Origin of the sequence: Legionella cincinnatiensis (assembly GCF_900452415.1) — a bacterium.
Classification (GTDB): domain Bacteria; phylum Pseudomonadota; class Gammaproteobacteria; order Legionellales; family Legionellaceae; genus Legionella; species Legionella cincinnatiensis.
Window position 1 is genome coordinate 2,717,633 of sequence record NZ_UGNX01000001.1, and the last position, 23,155, is coordinate 2,740,787.

The window sequence follows — 23,155 nt, forward strand, 5'->3', positions numbered from 1 at the left end:
CGAAAAGCCAAATTTGGTACCTTTTCATTCACCCTACACTTAAAGCTGGCTTTCTCCTAAGACTTTTAATTTTTAAGGAGCTGCTGCTAATCCAACAGCTATAGTCTCCAAATGACGTTCATCCCCATTTATTGCTGCCATAAGAATAGTTCTATATTGTGATTCACTAAAAATAAGAGGATTACTTTGAGCCGAAGGATCTTCTGTTGCCATTACTGCGATACGCGTTACATGTTGTGAATCAATTCCTATTTCAGCTAAGCTATGCTCAATACCGAGCTTTCTACGTAATTGTATTACCCAATCGATAAATCCATTAAACCCATCGTCCAGGTGTAAATATGTAGCCAAACGCGCAATTTTATGTTCAATTTGAGACCGATTCGCTCGTAATACATAAGGCATCAAGATAGCATTTAGCCGTCCATGATGGGCATCATAAATTGCACCTAGTGGATGGGCAAGTGCATGCATTGCCCCTAATCCGCGCTGAAAAGCAGTAGCGCCCATCAAAGAAGCGACAAGCATGTGTGTTCTCGAGTTTATGTCATTACCATCTTGCATCACTCGCGGTAAATGCTCCTTTATTAATCGTATACCTTCTAGTGCTATTCCTTCTGCCATTGGATGGTAAGCTGGGGCAGAATAAGCTTCTAAACAATGTGATAATGCATCCATCCCCGTTGCTGCAGTAATATTAGAAGGTAATGTTAGCGTAAGCTCAGGATCAATAATGACTATGCTGGGCAACATCTTAGGATGAAAAATTATCTTTTTTTGATGTTGCTGAGTATCAACAATCACAGAGGCACGTCCAACTTCTGATCCTGTCCCTGCGGTAGTCGGCACAGCAATAATAGGTGCTATTCTTGCAATGTTTACTTGTTTCCAATTATCCCCTATATCTTCAAAATCCCATAAAGGACGATTTTGCCCTACCATTAAGGCAATAGCTTTACCGGTATCTAAAGCAGATCCACCTCCCAAAGCGATCACTCCATCATGTTGTCCCTTCATGTAAACTGAAACTCCTGTCATCACATTGTCACCTGTAGGGTTAGCTTTTATGTCTGAAAATAAGGCAACCTGTAAACCTGACTCTCTACAATGCACTAGTGCTGATTCTACGATAGATAATTGAGCAAGATAACTATCTGTAACTAACAACGGAGATGTAATGCCTAATAAATGACAAGCCTCAGAAAGTTCACGTATGCGCCCTGCCCCTACGCGAATTGAAGTGGGATAATTCCAATTAGCGGTCAATGATAATGAACTCATTTGTTGATTCCTTTCTAAAAACTTGTCTTTATATGAAATGATTTGGGCCTGGTAAGTAAATCATAGCCAAGCGAAGATAACGTACACCCACGCCCAGAATTTTTGACTCCAGTCCAGGCTAAAGCAGGATCTAAATAATCACAACGATTGATAAAAAATGTTCCCGTTTGCAATTGTTCCCCAAGAACAATCCCTTGTTCCATGTTTTTAGTGAACACTGTTGCTGTTAGCCCATAAATACTATCATTCATTAAGGCAATAGCTTCCTCATCACTATCAACAGACATAATTCCAACAACTGGCCCAAATGTCTCTTCTGTCATGACACGCATTTTATGGTTTACTTCAGTTAAAATTTGAGGAGCCATATAAGCAGAGCCCGGCTTATCCATAGCAAAATTTCGACTGTCAATATGTGCTACTGCTCCTTGTTTAAGCGCCTTTTGAATTTGTGTACGAACAAATTCTGCAGCAGAAGGACGTACGAGCGGACCTAGGGTTGTTTCCGGATCATCTGGACGTCCAAGTTTATATCGATTCACAAATGTTACAGCTTTATTAACAAAATGATGATAAACTTCTTTATGGACATAAATACGCTCAATACCACAGCACGATTGACCAGAATTAAAAAATGCGCCATCCATAAGTATCTCGACCGCATGATCAATATCTGCATCAAAACGCACATAGGCAGGGTCTTTTCCCCCTAACTCCAAACCTACTTGAATAAAGCGCCCAGCGGTTACACGTTCTACCATCTCGCCTCCAGTAACAGAACCTGTGAAAGCAACATGGTTGATCACTGGATGACGCAATATCTTTTCCGTATCTGCATGCGTCAAATGTAAATATTGAAAAACTCCTTCAGGAAGAGTTGATGCTTCAAAAGCTTGAGCAAATCGCTCAGCCACAAGTGGTGTTTGTGCGGAATGTTTGAGTATCACCACATTACCTGCCATAAGAGCAGGGATAATTGCATTCACAGCAGTAAGGTAAGGATAGTTCCAAGGAGCAATAACCAAGGAAACGCCCAGAGATTCACGTTTAATATAGCGAATGAATCCTGACTTTTCAGGTAATGTAATTGGAGCAAGTGCAGTACTTGCTGCTGTAATCATATAGCGTGCGCGCTCCTCCAAACCATTAATTTCCCCTACAGCATAGCGGATTGGTCTGCCCATTTGCCAACAAATTTCGCGAGCAATCTCTTCCTTATTTGCAACTAAAAAATCGACAGCAGCATTACAATACTTTTCACGCTCAGCAAATGTTGTAGCAGCCCACCTTGTTTTTACATTTAATGCCTTATCAAGAACATATTGAATTTCATTGTCACTTGCAAAAGTTCGTTCTACATATAGAGAATTATCTATGGGAGAAAATGTTTTCAGTGTATCCATGCTGATCGATCCCTTAAATAACAAACATGAGCTCAACATAAAAAATTATATTAATAGTGAACCACATTAAGTTCTATGCATCATTGCAAGTTCGCTCGGCTCAGTCATTTACTTAATTTACCTCACTTTACTTGCGCCTTATCTAGAACTTAGTGGATGGCGCTCTATCAATTCATATTTAAATAATTTCAAAATAACGATCTAATTCCCAGTCAGTAATGTGGCGACGAAATTCTCGCTCCTCCCATTCTCGAGTAGCCGCAAAATGCTCCACAAACGGATCTCCAAACAAGGAACGAGCAACGGTTGATTCTTTAAGACGGATAGAAGCTTCCCCAACGGTTTGCGGTAAAGTCTGTTCTTCTTGATAACTTTGTACATACGAATTGCCTCTAACTTCCGCATTAAGTTCTAACTCCTGTTCAATACCATATAAGCCAGAACCTAAGGCTACCGCCAAGGCCAAATAAGGATTGGCGTCTGCAGAACCCAAGCGATATTCAATGCGCTGTGATTTATCATTTCCTGGGATAACTCTTAATGCTGCAGTTCTATTTTCTATACCCCAAGTAGCATTTGTGGGGGCCCAAAAACCAGGGATCAGACGCGTAAAACTATTCACTGTGGGAGAAACCATTGCCAGTAACTCCGGTATTAGTTTTTGCTGTCCGGCGATAAAATGGCGCTGGAGTTTGCTCATATTGTGAGGCCTAGATGGATCATAAAAAGCACTCCCCCCCTCTTTATGTCGTAAAGAAAGATGTATGTGCCCACTTTGTCCGGGATATTGGGGAGACCATTTGGCCATAAAAGTCGCCATTTTATGGTTACGCTGCGCCAAAACCTTCATAAAGGTTTTAAATAATGCTGCCTTATCCCCAGCAACCCCAATCTTATCTACCGTGATAGCGGCCTCTATTACTCCAGGACCTGATTCTGCATGCAAACTTTCAATGGGGAAATTCATGACCTCCCCCATCTCAAGGATTTGATGATATAAATCGGCATGGACACTATTACGAAGCATAGAATAACCGAAAAAATCAGGGGTGATGGGTTTTAAATCACGAAAACCTTTAGCACGGATACTCTCAGGTGTTTCATCGAACATAAAAAATTCATACTCTAATGCTGCATAAGCCTCAAACCCCATGGCAGCAGCCTTCTGAATTACTCGTCGAAGTAAAGCTCGCGGACATATGACTTCTGCATCACCCGCAAATTCAGCCATGAATAAAAGTTGATTTTCCTCAAAAATAAGATCACGACACGTTTCGGGCAAAATACGTACTAAAGTATCCGGATAACCTGTGTCCCAACCAGTGTATGTCCCATTATCATAGAGTTTATCTTTGGAATCCCAGCCTAAAATTACATTACAAAAAGAAAAACCATTATCAAGTGCGGAAAAGAACTTATCTCGACTCATGTACTTACCACGCATTATGCCATCCACATCAAATAAGCCAACTTTGACATGAGAAAGATCACGTTCCTTAACTATTTGCTTTGCTGCCTCAATGGTTTTAATATCCTTTGGAGTTAACATGACATGTCCTTTGCCTGTAAACTATATTTACCGATAATAGCTTAGATTATGTTATTGAATCCAGAGTTATTTTTTCTAACTTTTTAGGAATTTTAAAGCAGTCAATAATTGCGTAACTATTGCGCATACGGTATTATCTCCTCATTCGAATTAATCATAACGCAATCACTAACGAAAAATAAAATTATGTCAAATCATATAATTACTGATGCACCTGAATCCCTAGACCAATTTCTTCATCAAGTAGATTTGAAGTATCGGCAATCTCTTACTTCAATTCCTTTATTCAACCCACAAAAAACAGGGGCATGGAATAAAGAGCAAAAGAAAATTTTTGCTTCAGTTTTTTATCATTTAAGAGGCCACTTTATCAATTTTCTTTGGTATATTGCTAATTTTTCCAATAACGAATTAACAAAAAAAATCATCCTTGAAAATATTCATGAAGAATTAGGAATGGGGAGTTGTTTTTCGCATGAGATGCTTTACGAACGTTTTGCTAAAGAATGTGGTGTAGACATTCATGATGAAATAGTTAATGAAACTCACTATATCGCTTTTGCGAAAAATTTTAATAAATCTCATCTGCAATGGTTATCAGTACATGATGAAGACGAAAGAATCTCTGCTTTTGCCGCCTACGAGCGGCTTGATAATATAGACTATCCTTATTTAATGAAAATGGCTGACTCAATTCAATTAAGTCAGCATGCAAAAACATTTTTTAGAATACATACTCATGTAACACACTTTGATTCGACACTTAGCTTAATTCTACCTATTTGGGAAAAAACACCTGATAAAATAGTCACATCATTTGACTTCATCTACAATCACCAACAACAGATGTGGAATAATTTATCCAATTATATGTGCTCCTTAGCTTCATTAGAGGCCATTTAGAAGAGATGGTTGAGAGGAGGTGACGTCTCTTTATAGGCAAATAACGTCACCCTCTGCATAAGCAGGGAGCTTCTTGAAGGTATACTGCAAAGTGAAGTTTCGAACGAGATTTATTGCTTTTTAGGTAAGAGGGTAAATCTGGACTGAGTGGGGCTTTTAGACCCCGTTTTCGTGGAAAGTGACGCTTAGGTAGTGAGGTATAGGAAGAGCGACGAGCCTAATCAATTTTAGGGAATTTTACAGTAAAATGAGCAAATTCGTTTAATTTTCCCTTACAAAAAATATCACCGCCTGCCTCTTGCATCAGTAACTTACAATAAGCTAGTCCTAAACCCGTACCATTGTGACGTTCAGAATAGAAGCGTCCAAATATTTTTTCGAAATTTTTAGAGTATATTCCTCGAGCTGTATCCTTAACGTGAAGATAATTGAAATTATCTTTTCCTATACCAACTTCCAACCAAATAGAAATAATACCTTTACCTGTTTCTTCAATGTATTCAAGACTATTTTTTAATAAATTCCATAGGAGATTCTTAAACGCTAACTCTTCTAACCAAATGGAGAAGTTATTCTCATAATTAACATGAATGAGCGATTTTTGAGTTTCTTTTAATGGGTAATCCTCAACAGCTCTTTCAATTAAATTATGGATTGGATAAATATTAAAATTACTTGTATTGAACTTATTATGACGTATATTACTTAACTGCATACTAATGATACGATTACTTGTTTCTATCCCACGGGTAATCTTATTTAAACTTTCTTGTAAATCTTTTCGTATCTCTGAATTTTTAATTTTATTCAAAATAATTCCCTGTAATTCGGCTTGCAAATAAATACTGGCTAATGGGGTACGCAGATCATGTGCAATACTACTCGCCAACATCCGCATTCCTGAAAGACGACCTGCAATAATAATTTCTCTATCCCGCGCGAACAAAACACCAATCACGACTGCGGCAATGCATGTCATCGATAGACTAAATAATGAAATAGTACCTGGTATATATTCCATAACGCGATGGGTTAGAGAATAAGAAAAAAATGCAAGCCCGCATCCTCCAAAAATGAGAATAAGAGATCCTAAAGCACTCGTTACCAATAAAAGAAAAAAAATAGCAGAAACACAATTCATTAACCACAACGTAGAACAATGATTGATAAGTGTTAAATAGCAAAAGAAATAAGGCAAACAAAATAATAAAACGAGATACCAAAAAATAGGTAACCATTTCAATAAGGAACGCGGCCAAAATCGATTTACAGCCAAACAGGCACAAAGAAAAGTAGCAATAAGCCGCAAGCAAAACTCTTCACTCAGTTGAAAACTTTCAAATTTCCAAAAAACACCAAATAACGGATAGTTGATCATCATCACAATGCCAAATAATGTAATTTGGTGACTTGCATCTTCTGTTTGTTTCGCCAGATATCGATAAACAATAAGTAAACTCTTTTTTAACCGCTTCATCCATTACACTCATCTTTTTAACCCACTAAGAATAACATACTTCAGTTCCTTTTCTATTCGCTTTTTATAGATGTAATTCATTTCTTCAAAATAAAAACACCCCTACTCTATCTCACATGATTTTGTTAAACTCACCATACTTTAATTAAAGCAAAATGTTTATGGCAACTTCTCATACCCCCATGATGCAGCAGTATTTACGCATCAAATCAGAATATCCAGATATGCTTTTACTTTATCGTATGGGGGATTTTTATGAACTTTTTTTTGATGATGCGAAACGCGCCTCCCAGTTATTAGATCTTACTTTAACTCATCGTGGTCAATCTGCAGACAAGCCTATTCCTATGGCAGGTGTTCCTTATCATGCAATAGAGAACTATTTAGCCAGGCTCATCAAAAAGGGAGAATCAGTCGCCATTTGCGAACAAATAGGCGACCCAGCAACAAGTAAAGGACCTGTTGAACGACAAGTTACTCGTATTATTACTCCTGGTACAGTCGTTGATGAAGCCCTTTTAGATGCTAAGAAAGATAACTTACTTTTAGCGGTTCATCAGCAAAAACAAAAAATTGGTCTAGCATGGGTAGATCTAAGTGGTGGTCGCTTTCATTTATTAGAACTCACTCAAAGTAATCAGCTTAGTGCGGAACTGACAAGACTACAACCCGCAGAATTGCTTTTACAAGAGAACTCTCCCTTAGAAGAATATTGTTCTAATTTTCCGGTTAAATTAAGGCCTGGTTGGGAGTTTCAATTTGAGAGTGCCAAAAAACTCTTATGCGAGCAATTTTCAGTAAATGATCTTTCTGCTTTTGGTGAGCACGACTACCCTACCGCTTTAGTAGCAGCAGGAACTTTATTGTCTTATTTGCACACCACACAAAAACAAGCTCTGCCTCACCTAACAACGATTACGCTTGAAAATACCCATGATTATTTACAACTCGATGCCGCAACACAAAAACATTTAGAATTATTTGAAAATATCAGCGGCAGTCAGGAAAACAGTTTAATTTCTATCTTAGATAAAACAGCCTGTTCCATGGGCAGTCGTTTACTAAAGCGCTGGCTTGGAAGACCGCTCAAACAACATGAACTTATCCAAGAACGCCAACAAGCTATTGAAGAAATTATTAAGTTACAACAAACCCCTGTATTCAATCATTTACTCAAGCAAATTTGTGATGTAGAACGAATTGTCTCCCGTATTGCTTTAAAATCGGCTCGTCCTCGTGATTTATTTGTCTTAAATAACACTTTAGCGTTACTGCCAGAGCTTAGTACGGCGCTAGCAAACAACCAGAGTACACTTATAACCCAATTAAAAAAATATTTAAGGCCATTACCAGAGCTGCAAGAATTACTCTCCTCAGCAATCATTGAAAATCCACCCGTGTTAATTCGTGATGGTGGAGTCATTGCCGCAGGTTTTGATGAAGAACTCGATGAATTAAGAATGTTAAGCACACGTGCTAATGAAAAATTAATTCATTTAGAACAACAAGAAAAACAGCAGACTGGTTTATCTACTTTGAAATTTGGTTTTAATAACGTCCAGGGTTATTACATTGAGCTTTCTAAAACTCAAGCAGAAAAAGTGCCCCCACATTATCACCGAAAACAAACTTTAAAGAATGTAGAACGATATATCACTCCAGAATTAAAACAATTTGAAGAAAAAGTATTATCAGCACAAGTTAAAGCATTAGCACGCGAAAAATGGCTTTATGAGCATTTACTCTTAGAAATTCAAAAAAATATCAATGAGCTAAGCCATCTAGCACAAACGTTAGCACAACTGGATGTACTGACAACGCTTGCCGAACGAGCACAAAGCTTCAATTGGTCTTGCCCAAAACTTATACCTAAATCACAAATTTCCATTAAGGCAGGTCGCCATCCTGTGATCGAATATTTGTTGCAAGAACGCTTTATTGCGAATGATTTATATCTTGATCCATCACAAAACATCTTATTGATTACAGGGCCTAATATGGGGGGCAAATCAACCTATATGCGTCAAACTGCCCTAATTGTTCTTTTAGCACATATCGGTAGTTTCGTCTCTGCTGCAGCTGTAACTTTAGGTCCAATAGACAGAATTTTTACACGTATTGGCGCAAGTGATGATTTAGCATCGGGGCACTCTACATTTATGGTAGAAATGACGGAAACAGCACAAATTTTGAGACAGGCTACACATCAAAGCTTAGTGCTAATTGATGAAATTGGCCGTGGCACAAGTACTTATGATGGTATGGCTCTAGCTTATGCCAGTTGTACTTATCTGGCGACAACCATAAAAGCTTATACTTTATTTTCCACCCATTACTTTGAATTAACCAATCTACCACAACAATGGCCTTGTATTCGCAATGTTCACTTACAGGCATCATTAGATACTGGACGTATTGTTTTTTTATATCGTGTTGAACCTGGTTATGCAAATCGAAGTTATGGCTTAGAAGTAGCAGAGCTTGCAGGCATACCTACTGAAGTTTTAAAAATTGCTCATGCACATCTCAAACAGATGCAAACAGACCTCCCCGCCTCTCAAGCACAACCAAAAATCCAAATGCATCCTCGCCCACCTATTCTACAAGAGCTCGCCCAACTTGATCCGGATCGTCTGACTGCTCGAGAAGCCCTTGATTTAATTTACCGATTCAAAAACATGGAAACAATTGACATATAGCTGTATATTCTTAGATTTTGTCTGCAAATTGGAGATATTTTTGGTGAAACAGGTACCGAGACTATCGTGAAAAAACTCATCTCTCTGATACTCCTCATGACTTGTTTTGTACTCTTTGCCAAAGATAGTAGTGATCCAATATCTATTACACTTCATGGGGTTTCCGGAAAAGTAGAGGCTAATGTTGAAAAACGTTTGCAGGAATTACAGAAATTAAAACCCCTTGCTCAATTCAGCTTAGAAGATTTACGAGAGCAAGTTCTACAAGCAATCCAACCCTTTGGCTATTTTAAGGCAGATGTTGTTATTCAAAGACCAACTGCACAAAATTTGATAGTTACCATCCATCCTGGCCCGCAAATCATGATTTCAAAAATCAGGATCGAGCTGGTAGGCGAAGGAGCACAAAATCCAGCACTACGTGAAGTAATAAAAAATGTACCTTTAATGCAGCATACTCCTCTTTTCACAGAACAATATGAACAAACTAAACTAAAGCTTATTGATACAGCAGAAAATCAGGGCTATTTACATGCCCGTTTTCAGAAAAATGAAATTTTAATTGATGAAGAAAATTACACAGCAGAAATTACTCTGATTCTTGATACGGGCCAGCTTTATTATTTTGGACAAGTTCAATTTGATCCTACCTATATTAATCCTAAGTTATTACATCGTTTTGTGCCTTTTCATCCAGGCCAAGTGTATTCAGCGGATCAGATACTTCAATTAAATAACGAGTTATCCAACAGTGGCTATTTTAGCTCTGTACTCGTGAAACCACAGATTTCAGAAAACTCCTCCGTTCCTATTCAAATCCATACTGAACCCGTGTCTAAATATTCTTATACTTTAGGTGCAGGCTATGGAACTGATACTGGTGTCCGTGGTCGAGCTGCTTTGCATGTAGTTCCAGTAAATCGCCAGGGACATAAATTTAATCTGTTAGCTCAGGGATCTTTTGTACAAAATGCATTGCAAGCTCAATATGTTATTCCCGGCCAAAATCCTGTAACGGATCAATATACGCTTACCGGTAATTTTTCAAATTTAAACTACAGTGCAGGTTATAGTAATTCATTTCTTGTATCACTTGCACAACAACATCGTGTAAAAAACTATCAACGTACTTTATCGCTCAACACCTTATACGAAGGTTTCCATTACGCCTTACAACATGATACAAAGCAATTTTTATTTTATCCTAAAGCAACTTTGACCTTTAGCAAAACAAAAGATCTTCTCTTTTCTCCTTCGGGTTATAACATCACCATTAACGGTCTTGCCGCTAATAAAATTGCTTTATCTACAATTAATTACGCTCAAACGTCATTGGATGCAAAGGCTGCGATACGAATAGAACCCTGGCGTTTACGACTTTATGGGCATGCCATTCAAGGCTTTATTGCAATCAACAACATCGAGCAACAACCTTTATCGCTTGCATTACTTTTGGGGGGAACTGATAATTTAAAAGCCTATAGCTTTAACTCAATAGGACCAAGTAGAATAATTAGCTACGCGGGTTTTGAGATTCAAAAAGAAACGAAAAAAAATTGGTATCTTGTTGTTTTTTATGATGCTGGTGCCATTTATAATCCGAATCCAATGAAAAGTTATTATGATGCAGGTGGTGGTTTGATGTGGGTTTCTCCCATAGGCCCAATTAAAGTGGGGTTAGCTCAAGCCATCAATCATCGATGGCAACGTGATAGTAATAGTCCTCGATTAGTGATTAGTATGGGGCCCGATTTATGATCCGAGTGCTCGTAAAAACATTAAATTTTACTCTTTCACTACTCCTCATACTGGGTTTAATTGTTGTTTTTTTATTTGCTACTACGCCAGGTTTAATATGTATGATTCAATTAAGCCGCTTTTACATCCCCGGCACCCTGAAAATGCAACATGTTGAAGGCAGCCTAATCAATAATTTTACGGTAGGGGAAATCGAGTATCAAAATAATTCGCTTAAAATAACAATAAAACAATTAAATGTTCAATGGAATCCTCATTCCTTGCAAGAAAATCAACGACTCACTGCTCAATGGCATGATTTACAATGGGAAAATGAAAAAAAACCCCTAATAAAAAGCAAAAAAGGAACAGTAATTGCGACAGGGATCTTACCTAATCTACAAATGAATTTGAATGCCAAAGTTATGACAGCATTGAAGAGTGATTGGACCATGGACGCGAAAATTAACGGCACTATCCCCTGGCAATGGACTTTTGATGCGAGCCTAACACAACCTCAACCTTCATTATCTCAAGATATTGTTTTATACACCAACCTATCCACTAAAGGTAAAATCACAGCTAAAAATCAAGGGAATTTATTACTCACTATAAGCCCAGGTTTTTATCATGAACCGAATAACAACACTATTCCTGTACTTCACTTCAAAGGAGGAACAATAAAAGTCACACTTTCTCCTGCAAAACTTGAAGGCACAGGGATTTTAGTTGTTGATGAACATAAAAACTTAAACATGGAATTTCAATTACCTAAATTTGCTCTTAATACTGGCCTCTCTGATAATCAACCTATAAATGGCAAATTATCATTAGATATAAATTCATTAGACTTTTTAAACAAAATAAGTCCTGAAATGAATAAACTAAAGGGGCAATTGACCCTTGCATTAAACGTAAAAGGTACAGTGAAGAAAAGACAAATCGAAAGTCAATTAATACTTAGCAAAGCAAGTTTTTCTTTACCTAAGTTCGGACTCAACTTGGATACCTTAGAACTTAATGTTCATGGTACAGAAAAATCTTGGGAAGCCACTGGATCCATCATATCTGCTGGCCATCATCTAGCCCTTGCAGGAAAAGGTACATTAAGCAGTCAGTTTACCGGAGAGCTTACCCTAGAAGGTAATGATTTCCCCCTTATTAATACCAGTGAATATCAAATTCATATTTCTCCAAAACTTAGTCTTCATGTAACACCCACGATACGCGCACTCTCTGGCACTGTTCTAATTCCTTATGCTGAGATTAAGCCGCGAACTTTTCACAACAGTATTTCATTACCCGATGATGTAGTTTATAAGCGCAAAGAAAACCCCACTTCTCCTGTTATTTTTCTCAACAGCATGGATATTGCCATTGAAATGGGTAAAGAAGTTGCAGTCAATGTTAAAGGATTAAAAGGCTTTTTAGATGGAACACTTCATACAAAACAATTACAGGAAGGATCCCTTAATGCGTATGGCGAATTATCGATTAGGGAGGGTACCTATAAAGCATATGGTCAAGAATTAGCAATAAAACAAGGACAGTTAATTTTTACCGGTGGGCTCATTAACAACCCGGGAATTAATGTTCGTGCCGTAAAAAAAATCAACACAACACCAACAACTTTTTCCAGTTCAAGCCAGCTTTTAGATTTTAATAGCACCAATCTCCAAAATATCAATTATGGTGAAACAATGACTTTAGGTGTAGAAGTAACAGGACGCCTAACCCAACCCAAAATTCAATTATTCTCTGAGCCTGCTGTTCTTTCACAAGCAGATATTTTGTCTATGCTTATTCTTGGTCGTCCAGCGAATCAAGCCAACAAAGCTGGAGCACAATTACTTTTAACAGCTATAACCTCCATGAGTCTTAGCGGTAATACGAACAGCCTTCGACTTTTAGAACAGCTGAAACAAAGCGCAGGCATTGATTTTAATGTACAAACCAATACAAATTATAATCAATTAAACAATACTGCAAGTGACAGTACTTCTTTTATGGTAGGGAAATCACTCTCGAAACGACTCTATTTAAGTTATAATATTGGTCTGTCACAAACCGATACAAATATTTTGACCCTAAGATACATGCTCAACAAATTTTTTAGTATCCAAATAAGCAATAGTGATACAAGTAGCGCTATTGATGTTTTATATACTTCCAAGAAAAAAAATATTTCTAATAAAAAAAGATAGGGTCTTCTGATACCCTAAGAGACGAGGATTCATTCCATGACCGATTACAATATTCCATTAAGATTAACTCGCTTAAGAAGTAGCCCCATGTCTCGTGCTTTAATCAAAGAAACACGACTCCATCCCCAACAGTTTATTGCACCATTATTTATTAATGAACAACTTAATGAACCCCAAGCGATTCATGCTATGCCTGGCCAATTTCAATTAAGTCTCAATTGCATTCCCCAAGAAATTGAATTAATTAGCAGCTTAGGCATTCCTGCCGTATTACTGTTTGGTATTCCCAAACACAAAGATGCTTTTGGCAGTGAATCTTTTAATGATGAAGGAATTATTCAACAAGCAATAAGAAAAATTCGGACTATTAATAAAGAACTATTAATCATTACTGACCTCTGTTTTTGTGAATATACTGATCATGGCCATTGTGGTGTTCTTAAGGGAGAATGCATTGATACAGATAAGACTTTAGATTTTCTAGCAAAACAAGCTGTAAGCCACGCTAAAGCTGGAGCAGATTGGGTAGCACCCAGTGGAATGACTGATGGAATGGTCAATGCCATTCGCCAAGCACTCGATACTCATGGATATCAACATATTCCCATTTTAAGTTATAGCGCTAAATACTGTTCCTGTCTTTATGGACCTTTTAGAGAGGCTGCTCAAGGAGCCCCCCAATTTGGCGATCGCAAAGCATATCAAATGGATCCTGCTAATAGTACTGAAGCCATTAGAGAAACCACTCTGGATCTTGATGAAGGAGCAGATATGATTATGGTAAAACCAGCTGGATTTTACCTAGACGTCATCGCTAAAATGAAACAACATTTTCCAGAGGTACCCTTATGTGCTTATCAAGTAAGTGGTGAATACTCCATGATTAAAATAGCAGCACAAAATAAGCTCATTAATGAAGAACAAGCAATGGTGGAAAGCCTGATTGCGATAAAGCGTGCTGGAGCAGATTTTATTATCTCTTATTTTGCTAAAGACATCGCACAATTACTCAATCAGGGATTCTATAGATAGACACTAAATTATTTTACGATATACTCATGGAGCATCCTAACCTAAAAGATGCAGTTAAATCATACAACGCGGGCTGTTTGAGATTCAATACGCCACAGTGCCTTCGGTACAACTGCATTTTTTAGATAAAAATGTAGGAAGACGAACGGGTTTAAAAGTTATTGATTTTTAGGATGCTAGTAGCTTTCAACCAATTATTTAATGGAGAAAAAGAGATAATGAATTTAATTTTTAAAGGTTTTTCAGCAGTCATTTTAAGTTTAAGTGCTGCAACCGCTTTTGCAGCTCCTGAGTATTTAATCACTCATAATTATACTTCTGAAGAATCAAATGCTTATATAGGAGGTATTGTAGCTTCTCCTTATCCAACGGCTGCTAATATAACCCAAAAGGTATATTGGAATCTCGTAAAATTGGCATGTTATGGATATACTAGCCCCGATAAAAAATGCACTGCCCTAATTAAAATGGCCACTAATACCCCCAACCCTATAGAGGTAGGTACGCTTACATTAAATCTTAATTCCGGTGACATAACTCCAAAAGAATTAACAAATAATGGGTATCATCTTGTAATCAATGGCCCTGGTGAAGCAAGCATTACCAAATTACCTTAATATTTTATCTGTTGGAAGAATTCACGTAATAACATCCACTGATTCCTATTTTTCTGTAGCCCGGATTAGGCAAAGCCATAATCCGGGAGAAGGCGGGGTACAAAATTCTCGGACAGCTTTGCCTAATCCGGGCTACCCGTACTTAAGTTACATGACGTCATTAAGCGTTCCTGCCTCATGCACCGAAAATCTGCATTTGGCATATCTTGCGCAAAAATTCAGCCTTTCACCAAGAGACAAGCATACCCCCTGAACAGATGCTATCCTGTTTAAACAGTAATTCAAAAACCACCTAAAAACACAAATAGAAGTTTTCTTAGTTAAAGATATTAAAAAAGCCACTGAACGTGGCTTTTGGATGTCAACAAACTCTATTGCACTCAAAATTTACTTTGTTGGTGCCTCAGGAATTTTATCAATAATCCATGTTAATTGAGCGCCTACTAAATCTGCGCTGAAGCTGCCACCATCAGCATCTACTGTGTATGCAGAAGTGGGCGGTAATGCTTGCGTAGCATCAATACTTGGATTACTACCTGCAAATAAATGAGTATATCCAATATCGACACCAATATTAGGTCGCCATTGATAATGAGCTCCGACTGCAATAGCCCAACGATCCACATCAGGTAAACGAATGTTTCTATCTGTATTATTTGTAGGAGTTTGGTCATACCCTCCCCCCACACGCAACATCAACTTTGGATTAACATGATAATTTGCACCAATTGCTACACGCCACGCATCATGAAAATTTTGCGGTACATTAAGATTAACATTCGCCTGGGTAACTTCAAAAGGTGGCAACGCGCCTATATTTGGGGCCGCAACATTATTCAATTGAATTTCTTTAAAAACTCCCCATCCAGTATAAACAACTGACCCTAACAAAGCCAATTTTTGATTTATATCTTGATAGGCACTTAGAGTAAGTACATCAGGAAATTCTTGTGGATTACTGAATAAATCATCATTCTGGCGAGATGTAGAGGGAGGCAACGCCGGCTGAACTAAGAAGAAATCATTATTGGCTAATATTCCGGATAAACGGCTATGTCCATAGAAAACATGCCTTACTCTGGATTGATAATTAATACCAATTCGCGTGTGGTTGTCATTAAATATCCCCATCACACCCACATGGAAGCCAACGCCCCAAGACGAGCCTTTATTGTAACTTAAAGAATCAACGGTATAAGGATTTTCATCGAGGGCCGTAAAAAGAGTCGGTGCACCAACCATTTGATTGAATTTGACACGAGACCATTGCATATCAAGACCTGCACCCAATGCAAAATGCTCTGTAAGCCGAGTACCTAATTCAGGGGAAATATTAGTAGTTAATACTTCAGTATAAGTTGCTGCATAACGAACAGGCGAATAAGGTGACCAGTCAGTAGCCAAACCATATGGGGCAGTAACACTTAAACCAAAAGTAGTACGCTCACCTACAGGAAGAGCATAATGAAATGAAGGGACAAACGCACTATAAGCCCCACTCACTCCTTCAAAATCTTGTACATATTCAATAGCAGGAGGAAAAGGTGCAGGTAAACCGGTAGCAGTAGTAAACGTACTCGTTCCATTGAGTTTTAAAGTTGGAAATATACCTACGCCACCAAACACCAGTTGTTGTTCACGAAGTAATGCTAAACCTGCAGGGTTATACCAACCTGTCGATGCATCAGCTGCCTCTGCTGCAGCACCAGCTGCATAGTTACCAGTAGTATATCCAGCACTTTCTCCATACAATGAGAACCCAGCTGCATGCGTCACACCAGTAGCCAGAACACCAATCACAGCCGAACTCACTAGTGTTCTTAAAGGTTTGTGCATATTTTTCACTCCTGAACTCCTTAAATATTATGCCTCAAAAATCAAATAAATGTCCGCTGGAACCGAGTGTACTCTGTTTTCATACCATTAAAAATACTTTTTTCCTATTATATTCAAGAGGAAATTAATATTGGCTCATAATGGATCAATTAAGATCACAATGGATTATTAATGGATTTCATCGCTTGAAGATCTAAATTATAAAAGTGTAGTACTTGTGTTAAGACTCCCGTCCATGCTAATGTGTATTAATTTTGTGCGGAAAAATACGATGCGGCAAATAGTCACTAAATTTGGAGGAACAAGTGTTTCCACTCGCAACACTTGGGATAGTATTGCGTCAATTACGCAAAAACATATGAGCTCTGGGGTACAACCCGTTATTGTATGCTCTGCATTAACACAAATTTCAAATAAGCTTGAAAAAGCCATAGATGCAGCATTAATTAATGAGCATCAAAGTATCTTGGCTGAGATTCGTAAAGGACATCTTCATCTTGCCGAACAGCTGGAAGTCAATCCTGAGTTAATTACTCAAGACCTACATCAACTTGAGCAATGGCTTACTGGTATCGCTTTATTAAAACAAGCTCCTGCAAAAACTCATGCGCAAATTTTAAGCATGGGAGAGCTCATGATGACACGTCTTGGACATGCGTTTTTGGAAAAACAAGGAATTCGTTGCCAATGGTACGATGCACGCGAGCTCTTAATTAGTACCCCATTTCCTGACGGAGACACAGCAAATTACCTCACTGCGCGGTGCGAAAGTGAATATTCTCCTGAATTGGTAGAAAAATTTATCGCCACTGGTGCTCAAGCGATTATCACTCAAGGCTTTTTTGCTGCAAATCCTCAAGGAGAAACTGTATTATTAGGACGAGGAGGCTCTGATACTTCCGCAGCATTGCTCGCAGCTAAATTACAAGCCGCGTCCTGTGAAATATGGACGGATGTTCCTGGAATTTATACGGCCAATCCTCATCAACTACCCCAAGCCCGTTTATTAAAAAAATTAAATTATGATGAGGCACAAGAAATTGCTACGATGGGGGCTAAAGTACTCCATCCTAATTGTATCCCCCCCGTTCGACGAGCTAATATTCCGATGTCGGTCAAGTTTACACAATTGCCGGGGCACTCTGGGACGCTTATCACTAAAGATATTGATGAAACAGCCCCATTGATTAAATCGATACAGATTAAAAACAGTATCTTATTGATTTCCATAGATACTTTACATATGTGGCAACAAGTTGGATTTTTATCAGATGTATTTACAGCTTTTAAGCACCATGGTTTCTCGGTAGATCTACTTTCGTCTTCTGAATTTAATGTTACATTGTCCTTAGATATAAACAGTAAGATACACGATCGCCCCGCCATTAATGCTTTATTAGCAGAATTAAATCAGTTTGGACGTGCAAAACTCATTGAGCCATGCAGCGCAGTAAGCCTTGTAGGGCACCACATTAGAACAGTACTGCCGCAACTTGGTCCAGCATTAGAAGTCTTTGAAGCAAAACAAGTCTATTTGATGTCACTTGCTTCGAATGATTTAAACTTAACGTTTGTTGTCGATGAGTCTCAAGCAAATCAATTATGTCAAAAACTACATCATTTACTCATAGAAAATAATCCACAAATCTTCTATTACTCTAAAAGTTGGCATGAAGAGTTTGGCAACCCTGTTGTTCGTACTATACCTTGGTGGGAAAAGGATCGTGATCGCTTACTTACTATTGCCAGCTCAAACTCACCTTGTTATGTCTATCATAACCCAACTCAAGCTGCCAAAGCGAAACAACTACTAGCCTTAAAAGCGATTGATGCATTGTTTTATGCGATTAAAGCAAATCCTCACCCTGCTATTTTAAACACCATGGAAAAAGAAGGAATTGGCTTTGAATGTGTTTCGATTCAAGAAATAGATAGAGTATTGGAGCTATTCCCCAATATAGATAAAAAACGAATTTTATTTACACCTAATTTTGCCCCGAAAACAGAGTATGAATATGCATTAAACATAGGCTGTTATATTACTATAGATAGTTTATACCCTCTTGAACATTGGCCTGAATTATTTAAAAATCGAGAAGTCATTATCCGTATTGATCCTGGCACTGGAGCAGGTCATCATAAACATGTATCAACAGGTGGAAATGAATCAAAATTTGGCATCACTCAAAACGACATAGATCAAATTGTAGCATTGACCCAAAAAAATAATATTCAAGTGGTCGGCTTGCATGCACATTCAGGTAGTGGAATTCTTACGCCGGAACTCTGGCAACAAACTGCATCTATGCTTGCCTCGCTCACTGAACAATTTCCACAAGCAAAATCCATCAACTTAGGGGGCGGCTTAGGTGTAGTTGAAAAACCTGGACAACAACCATTAGATTTCGCAAATTTGGATGCCTTACTTATGGCAGTAAAATCTCGCTATCCACAAATTAAAATCTGGCTTGAACCCGGTCGTTTTTTTGTTGCAGAAAGCGGTGTCATTTTAGCTAAGGTCACTCAATGCAAAGAAAAAGGCAAAGTTAAATTTATTGGTATAGAAACAGGAATGAACTCTTTAATTCGACCTTCTTTATATGGCGCTTATCATGAAATTGTAAACTTAAGTCGATTATATGAAGAAAAAGCTGGATTCTCTCATATAGTAGGCCCTATCTGCGAATCTGGGGATACTCTAGGCTATGATCGTTTATTACCTGTAACAGAAGAAGGTGATGTGTTATTAATTGCCAATACTGGAGCCTATGGACGTTGCATGAGCTCACATTACAACCTGCGTCCACCTGCACAGGAAATTGTTTTAGAATAAACATGTAGCCTGGGTGCAGCGAAGCGAAGCCCAGGTTTAAATGTAGATTTGGGGGTTCGCTTCACCCTGACTGCATTTTGGGAAATACCATGTTAGTCGATAGTGCTCAACGATGCCACGCCACTGATCCTTCTTTATCCTTTATCGTTCAAGCTCCCGCAGGCTCGGGAAAAACGGAAATACTGACTCAACGTTATTTACGGCTATTAAGCACTGTAAAAGCTCCTGAACAAATTGTTGCATTAACCTTTACTCGCAAAGCAGCAAGTGAAATGCGGGAGCGTATTCTATTTGCACTACAGCAAGCAGCAAATCATCAACCAGCCAATAGCCCGCATCAGCAAATGACATTAGATTTTGCTCATAAAGCGCTTCATTTTGATGCTCATTATCACTGGAACTTATTACAACAGCCTAGTCGATTAAGAGTTATTACTATTGATTCTTTATGTCAAAGCATCAATCAGGCAATTCCTTTATTGGAAAAACAAATTGCCTACGCACAAATTACTGATAAAACGAGCAGTCACTATTTAAATGCCGGCCGGCATTGTATCCAATATGCACTGGTAACACCGCACTACCAAGAAGCAATAAAAACTCTTTTATTGCATGTTGATAACCGCCAAGATCGATTACTTGATTTATTTAGTGAACTTTTATCTCAAAGGGAGCAATGGATTGTACCTCTATTTCAAGCACGTGCCCAAGAAAAAGCAACTTTTGAACATGCATTGAAAATTATAGAACAGCATGAATTAAACCGTTTCAAAAAAAGCGTACCTCAACATATAGCCAACGAATTAACTAAAAATGCGCGCCAATTGGCGCTCATAGAAAATAATCCCGACTCTCCTCGTTACCTACTTAGAGATTGGTATGATTTTGAACAAACAAATCAAGAGATGGCAACAGCTTTAAGCAAGTTGCTCCTTACAAATGACGCTAATTTTCGTAAAAGTTTCGATCATCATGTGGGGCTTCTAAGTAGCTCTTGTTCTCCTGAGGAATATAAAAAATTAAAAAATGCAAGCAAAGAACTATTAAGTGAACTTAATGAATATCCTGATTTTCTTGAGGCATTAATCCAAGTAAGCAAATTACCCAATCCACAATACGATCCGGAACAATGGGGGGTATTACAAGCCTTATTTTTATTGCTACCTCTTCTTGTAGGTCATTTACACGTATTATTCAGTGAAAAGAATGAAGTTGATTTTACCACCATATCCCAACAAGCTTTAGCTGCATTAGGCGATGCAGATAATCCTACTGATTTAGCATTATATTTAGATAATACACTTCATCACATTTTAGTCGATGAATTTCAAGATACATCAATTACTCAATTTGAATTGTTAACTAAATTAGTGCATGGCTGGCAGGAAGGTGATGGTAAAACTCTTTTTATTGTTGGTGATCCCATGCAATCTATCTACCGCTTCAGGCAAGCAGAAGTAGGATTATTTTTTAAGGCTAAAGAACAAGGTATAGGATCAGTCAAACTTCACCCGCTTGAATTAAGCTGTAATTTTCGATCCACACAAACTATTGTTGATTGGGTCAATAAGCACTTTACACACATTTTCCCGGCACAAATTGATATAGAATCTGGAGCAGTTCCATTTCATCCTAGCGTTAATGTCATTAAAAATAAAGAGAATAGCGCTATTTATGCCCTAAAATTTAAAAACCGTGAACAAGAAGCACAAAAACTTATTCAATTCATTCAACATGAGTTGCAAGCCTATCCTCATCAAAGCATTGCCATCTTGGTTCGCTCAAGAACACAATTGAGTACAATTATTCGTTTGTTGCGCCAGCATCAAATTCCCTATCAAGGTACTGATATCACGTTACTGACTCATCTTAGTCATTTGCGGGATGCGTGGTCATTAACCCAAGCTTTATTAGCTCCAGCCAATCGCCTTTCATGGCTTGCAGTTCTGCGTAGTCCTTATTGCGGTTTGTCTTTACCAGATATTCATGCTATAGCTCGCTTTAATACTAAAAAGTCTATTTATTTTGCTTTATTAAACCTTAATAAAATTCAGGGAATAAGTGAAGAAGGTAGCGTCCGAGCTGGTTTTTTAATTCGTGTAATGCACCAGGCATTAACCCAAAGATATGAGACCCAACTTTCCTCATGGGTGATTCATACTTTAAAAAAATTGCACATAAATAATATTCTGAATGAAAGCCAACTCAATGATCTTGAACAATTCTGGACCCTACTCGATCGTTATGAGGAAGATGGCCGTTTGCCAGATATGAAAGAGTTTCTCATAGAACTTAAGAAACTCTATTCACAGCAAGCAAACTCCTCTCGTTTACACGTGATGACAATCCATAAATCTAAGGGTTTAGAATTTGATACCATTTTATTACCAGGGTTGGGAGCACAAGCGAATCATGGAGATAAGCCCATGTTACGCTGGCTTAACTTACCGACCCAAAAACATGGCAATTTATTATTGATGTCACCGATACACGCGGCACACCAAGAACATTGTGCGTTGTATGATTATCTTACTCAATTAGATGAAGTTAAAAGTCGTTATGAAGCACAGCGATTATTATATGTAGCCGTAACACGGGCAAAATCGCGCTTGTATTTAATGGATTACTCTGAAAAATCGTCGAAAAGTTCATTCCGCAGTCTTCTTAAACAGCAAGAATTTATCGACGATGAAACAACATGTCTCACCGAAGAAGAAAAGTTATCGTTACCTAAACTGCAACGTTTACCACTCCATTATTATCTCAGTCCAAAAACCGATGTTCTCTTTAATACCAATACATCAACTACATCTTTAGCAACCAGTATTCCTCGATTAATCGGTATCATAACACATCGGTTATTACACTGGATTTGTGATCATCACCCAGAAACAATAGCTGAAGTTCCCTGGAATTTACCTCGTTATGAATTAAGGAAATTAGGATTTGATGAAAAAATGCAACTTGATGCATTACAAACAATCCAAAAGCAGATTACCAGCCTGTTTGAAGATCCAACAGGTTCATGGATTATTGCCAAACATCAGCAAGAGCTAAATGAATATGAATTATTAGTAGAACAAAAAAATATCCCCATTACCCGCATTATTGATCGTACTTTCGAAGATCAAGGCAAACGCTGGATTATTGATTTTAAAACAGGCAAAGAAGATGAGGGTTCCTTGCTCAAGCACCAACAGCAAGTCAATGAATACAGTTCTTATTTATCAAGCCGCGTTTATCTTCCTATCTATTGCGGTATCTATTATCTTGCAAGCAATCATTGGGTGAGTTGGCACTATAACTCTGTTTCAATTCTTACTGTTTCTGATGAAATTCCATAAATCAAAAATAGTAACAAGAATGTTTGCTAAAGACCAAATCTAATTCTATGAAATAATACCTCTGTGCGTTATTATTCCATTTTGGTAACCTCCCTAAACTTAACGTGAGTTTGGGATAAGAAAGGCAAATCATTACTCCGGCTCGTTCGGGCTGAGGAGGCGTCTTAAAGCCTTGCTGCTATGACTTCGCCCGAACGAAATCAGGTAGATTCTGGATCTTATCCATAACTCACGTTAACT

At 38.0% G+C, this 23,155-nt stretch carries 13 protein-coding genes; 8 read left to right on the forward strand and 5 right to left on the reverse strand.

Going from position 1 to position 23,155, the window contains the following annotated elements; genetic code table 11:
- Nucleotides 1-72: 72 nt before the first annotated feature.
- From DYH34_RS12205 to DYH34_RS12215, 3 genes are all read right to left on the reverse strand, one after another.
- On the reverse strand, nt 73-1,281 hold the full coding sequence (locus tag DYH34_RS12205) for an iron-containing alcohol dehydrogenase (protein WP_058465534.1): 1,209 nt from the start codon (nt 1,279-1,281) through the stop codon (nt 73-75).
- A 14-nt stretch (nt 1,282-1,295) separates the two neighbouring features.
- Nucleotides 1,296-2,684 carry an aldehyde dehydrogenase family protein gene (locus DYH34_RS12210; RefSeq protein ID WP_058465533.1) on the reverse strand — a complete coding sequence of 463 codons (1,389 nt, stop codon included), beginning with the start codon at nt 2,682-2,684 and terminating at the stop codon, nt 1,296-1,298.
- 178 nt (nt 2,685-2,862) lie between these two features.
- Complete coding sequence (locus DYH34_RS12215) at nt 2,863-4,233, reverse strand: glutamine synthetase family protein (protein WP_058465532.1); 1,371 nt, start codon at nt 4,231-4,233, stop codon at nt 2,863-2,865.
- A gap of 186 nt (nt 4,234-4,419) precedes the next feature.
- On the opposite strand from DYH34_RS12215, the gene DYH34_RS12220 reads away from it, so the two are divergent.
- On the forward strand, nt 4,420-5,136 hold the full coding sequence (locus DYH34_RS12220; protein WP_058465531.1) for an iron-containing redox enzyme family protein: 717 nt from the start codon (nt 4,420-4,422) through the stop codon (nt 5,134-5,136).
- Nucleotides 5,137-5,353: 217 nt separating this feature from the next.
- Here DYH34_RS12220 and DYH34_RS12225 read toward each other — a convergent pair whose 3' ends face one another.
- The gene (locus DYH34_RS12225) at nt 5,354-6,613 is read right to left on the reverse strand and encodes a sensor histidine kinase (protein ID WP_058465530.1); all 1,260 of its coding nucleotides are present in this window, start codon (nt 6,611-6,613) and stop codon (nt 5,354-5,356) included.
- 161 nt (nt 6,614-6,774) lie between these two features.
- Between DYH34_RS12225 and mutS the strand changes: the two genes are divergently transcribed.
- The 5 genes from mutS (at nt 6,775) to DYH34_RS12250 (ending at nt 14,902) form a co-directional block, all read left to right on the forward strand.
- A complete protein-coding gene (mutS, locus tag DYH34_RS12230; RefSeq protein ID WP_058465849.1) occupies nt 6,775-9,312 on the forward strand; it encodes a DNA mismatch repair protein MutS in 2,538 nt (845 codons plus the stop codon).
- Nucleotides 9,313-9,378: 66 nt separating this feature from the next.
- Nucleotides 9,379-11,070 (forward strand): autotransporter assembly complex protein TamA, encoded by a 1,692-nt coding sequence (locus DYH34_RS12235; RefSeq protein WP_058465529.1) that lies wholly within the window; start codon nt 9,379-9,381, stop codon nt 11,068-11,070.
- Complete coding sequence (locus tag DYH34_RS12240; protein WP_058465528.1) at nt 11,067-13,253, forward strand: translocation/assembly module TamB domain-containing protein; 2,187 nt, start codon at nt 11,067-11,069, stop codon at nt 13,251-13,253. The genes DYH34_RS12235 and DYH34_RS12240 overlap by 4 nt, the downstream gene beginning before the upstream one ends.
- A gap of 36 nt (nt 13,254-13,289) precedes the next feature.
- The gene (hemB, locus tag DYH34_RS12245) at nt 13,290-14,285 is read left to right on the forward strand and encodes a porphobilinogen synthase (protein WP_058465527.1); all 996 of its coding nucleotides are present in this window, start codon (nt 13,290-13,292) and stop codon (nt 14,283-14,285) included.
- Nucleotides 14,286-14,503: 218 nt separating this feature from the next.
- Nucleotides 14,504-14,902 carry a hypothetical protein gene (locus tag DYH34_RS12250; RefSeq protein ID WP_058465848.1) on the forward strand — a complete coding sequence of 133 codons (399 nt, stop codon included), beginning with the start codon at nt 14,504-14,506 and terminating at the stop codon, nt 14,900-14,902.
- 387 nt (nt 14,903-15,289) lie between these two features.
- On the opposite strand, the gene DYH34_RS12255 is transcribed toward DYH34_RS12250, so the two are convergent.
- Nucleotides 15,290-16,747, reverse strand: coding sequence for an OmpP1/FadL family transporter (locus tag DYH34_RS12255; RefSeq protein ID WP_058465526.1), 1,458 nt, complete (start codon nt 16,745-16,747; stop codon nt 15,290-15,292).
- Between the two features lie 262 nt (nt 16,748-17,009).
- Here DYH34_RS12255 and DYH34_RS12260 point away from each other — a divergent pair, with 262 nt between their 5' ends.
- Both DYH34_RS12260 and DYH34_RS12265 read left to right on the forward strand, forming a co-directional pair.
- On the forward strand, nt 17,010-19,571 hold the full coding sequence (locus DYH34_RS12260; protein ID WP_058465525.1) for a bifunctional aspartate kinase/diaminopimelate decarboxylase: 2,562 nt from the start codon (nt 17,010-17,012) through the stop codon (nt 19,569-19,571).
- Between the two features lie 89 nt (nt 19,572-19,660).
- Nucleotides 19,661-22,915, forward strand: a complete 3,255-nt coding sequence (locus DYH34_RS12265) for a UvrD-helicase domain-containing protein (protein ID WP_058465524.1) — start codon at nt 19,661-19,663, stop codon at nt 22,913-22,915.
- Nucleotides 22,916-23,155: the final 240 nt, after the last annotated feature.

What these genes read in the sequence shown, in the direction of transcription:
- DYH34_RS12210 (WP_058465533.1), bottom strand. Translation starts at nt 2,684, where the DNA reads ATGGATACACTGAAAACATTTTCTCCCATAGATAATTCTCTATATGTA.
- hemB (WP_058465527.1), top strand. Translation starts at nt 13,290, where the DNA reads ATGACCGATTACAATATTCCATTAAGATTAACTCGCTTAAGAAGTAGC.
- DYH34_RS12265 (WP_058465524.1), top strand. Translation starts at nt 19,661, where the DNA reads ATGTTAGTCGATAGTGCTCAACGATGCCACGCCACTGATCCTTCTTTA.
- DYH34_RS12205 (WP_058465534.1), bottom strand. Translation starts at nt 1,281, where the DNA reads ATGAGTTCATTATCATTGACCGCTAATTGGAATTATCCCACTTCAATT.
- DYH34_RS12240 (WP_058465528.1), top strand. Translation starts at nt 11,067, where the DNA reads ATGATCCGAGTGCTCGTAAAAACATTAAATTTTACTCTTTCACTACTC.
- DYH34_RS12260 (WP_058465525.1), top strand. Translation starts at nt 17,010, where the DNA reads ATGCGGCAAATAGTCACTAAATTTGGAGGAACAAGTGTTTCCACTCGC.
- mutS (WP_058465849.1), top strand. Translation starts at nt 6,775, where the DNA reads ATGGCAACTTCTCATACCCCCATGATGCAGCAGTATTTACGCATCAAA.
- DYH34_RS12220 (WP_058465531.1), top strand. Translation starts at nt 4,420, where the DNA reads ATGTCAAATCATATAATTACTGATGCACCTGAATCCCTAGACCAATTT.
- DYH34_RS12215 (WP_058465532.1), bottom strand. Translation starts at nt 4,233, where the DNA reads ATGTTAACTCCAAAGGATATTAAAACCATTGAGGCAGCAAAGCAAATA.
- DYH34_RS12250 (WP_058465848.1), top strand. Translation starts at nt 14,504, where the DNA reads ATGAATTTAATTTTTAAAGGTTTTTCAGCAGTCATTTTAAGTTTAAGT.
- DYH34_RS12225 (WP_058465530.1), bottom strand. Translation starts at nt 6,613, where the DNA reads ATGAAGCGGTTAAAAAAGAGTTTACTTATTGTTTATCGATATCTGGCG.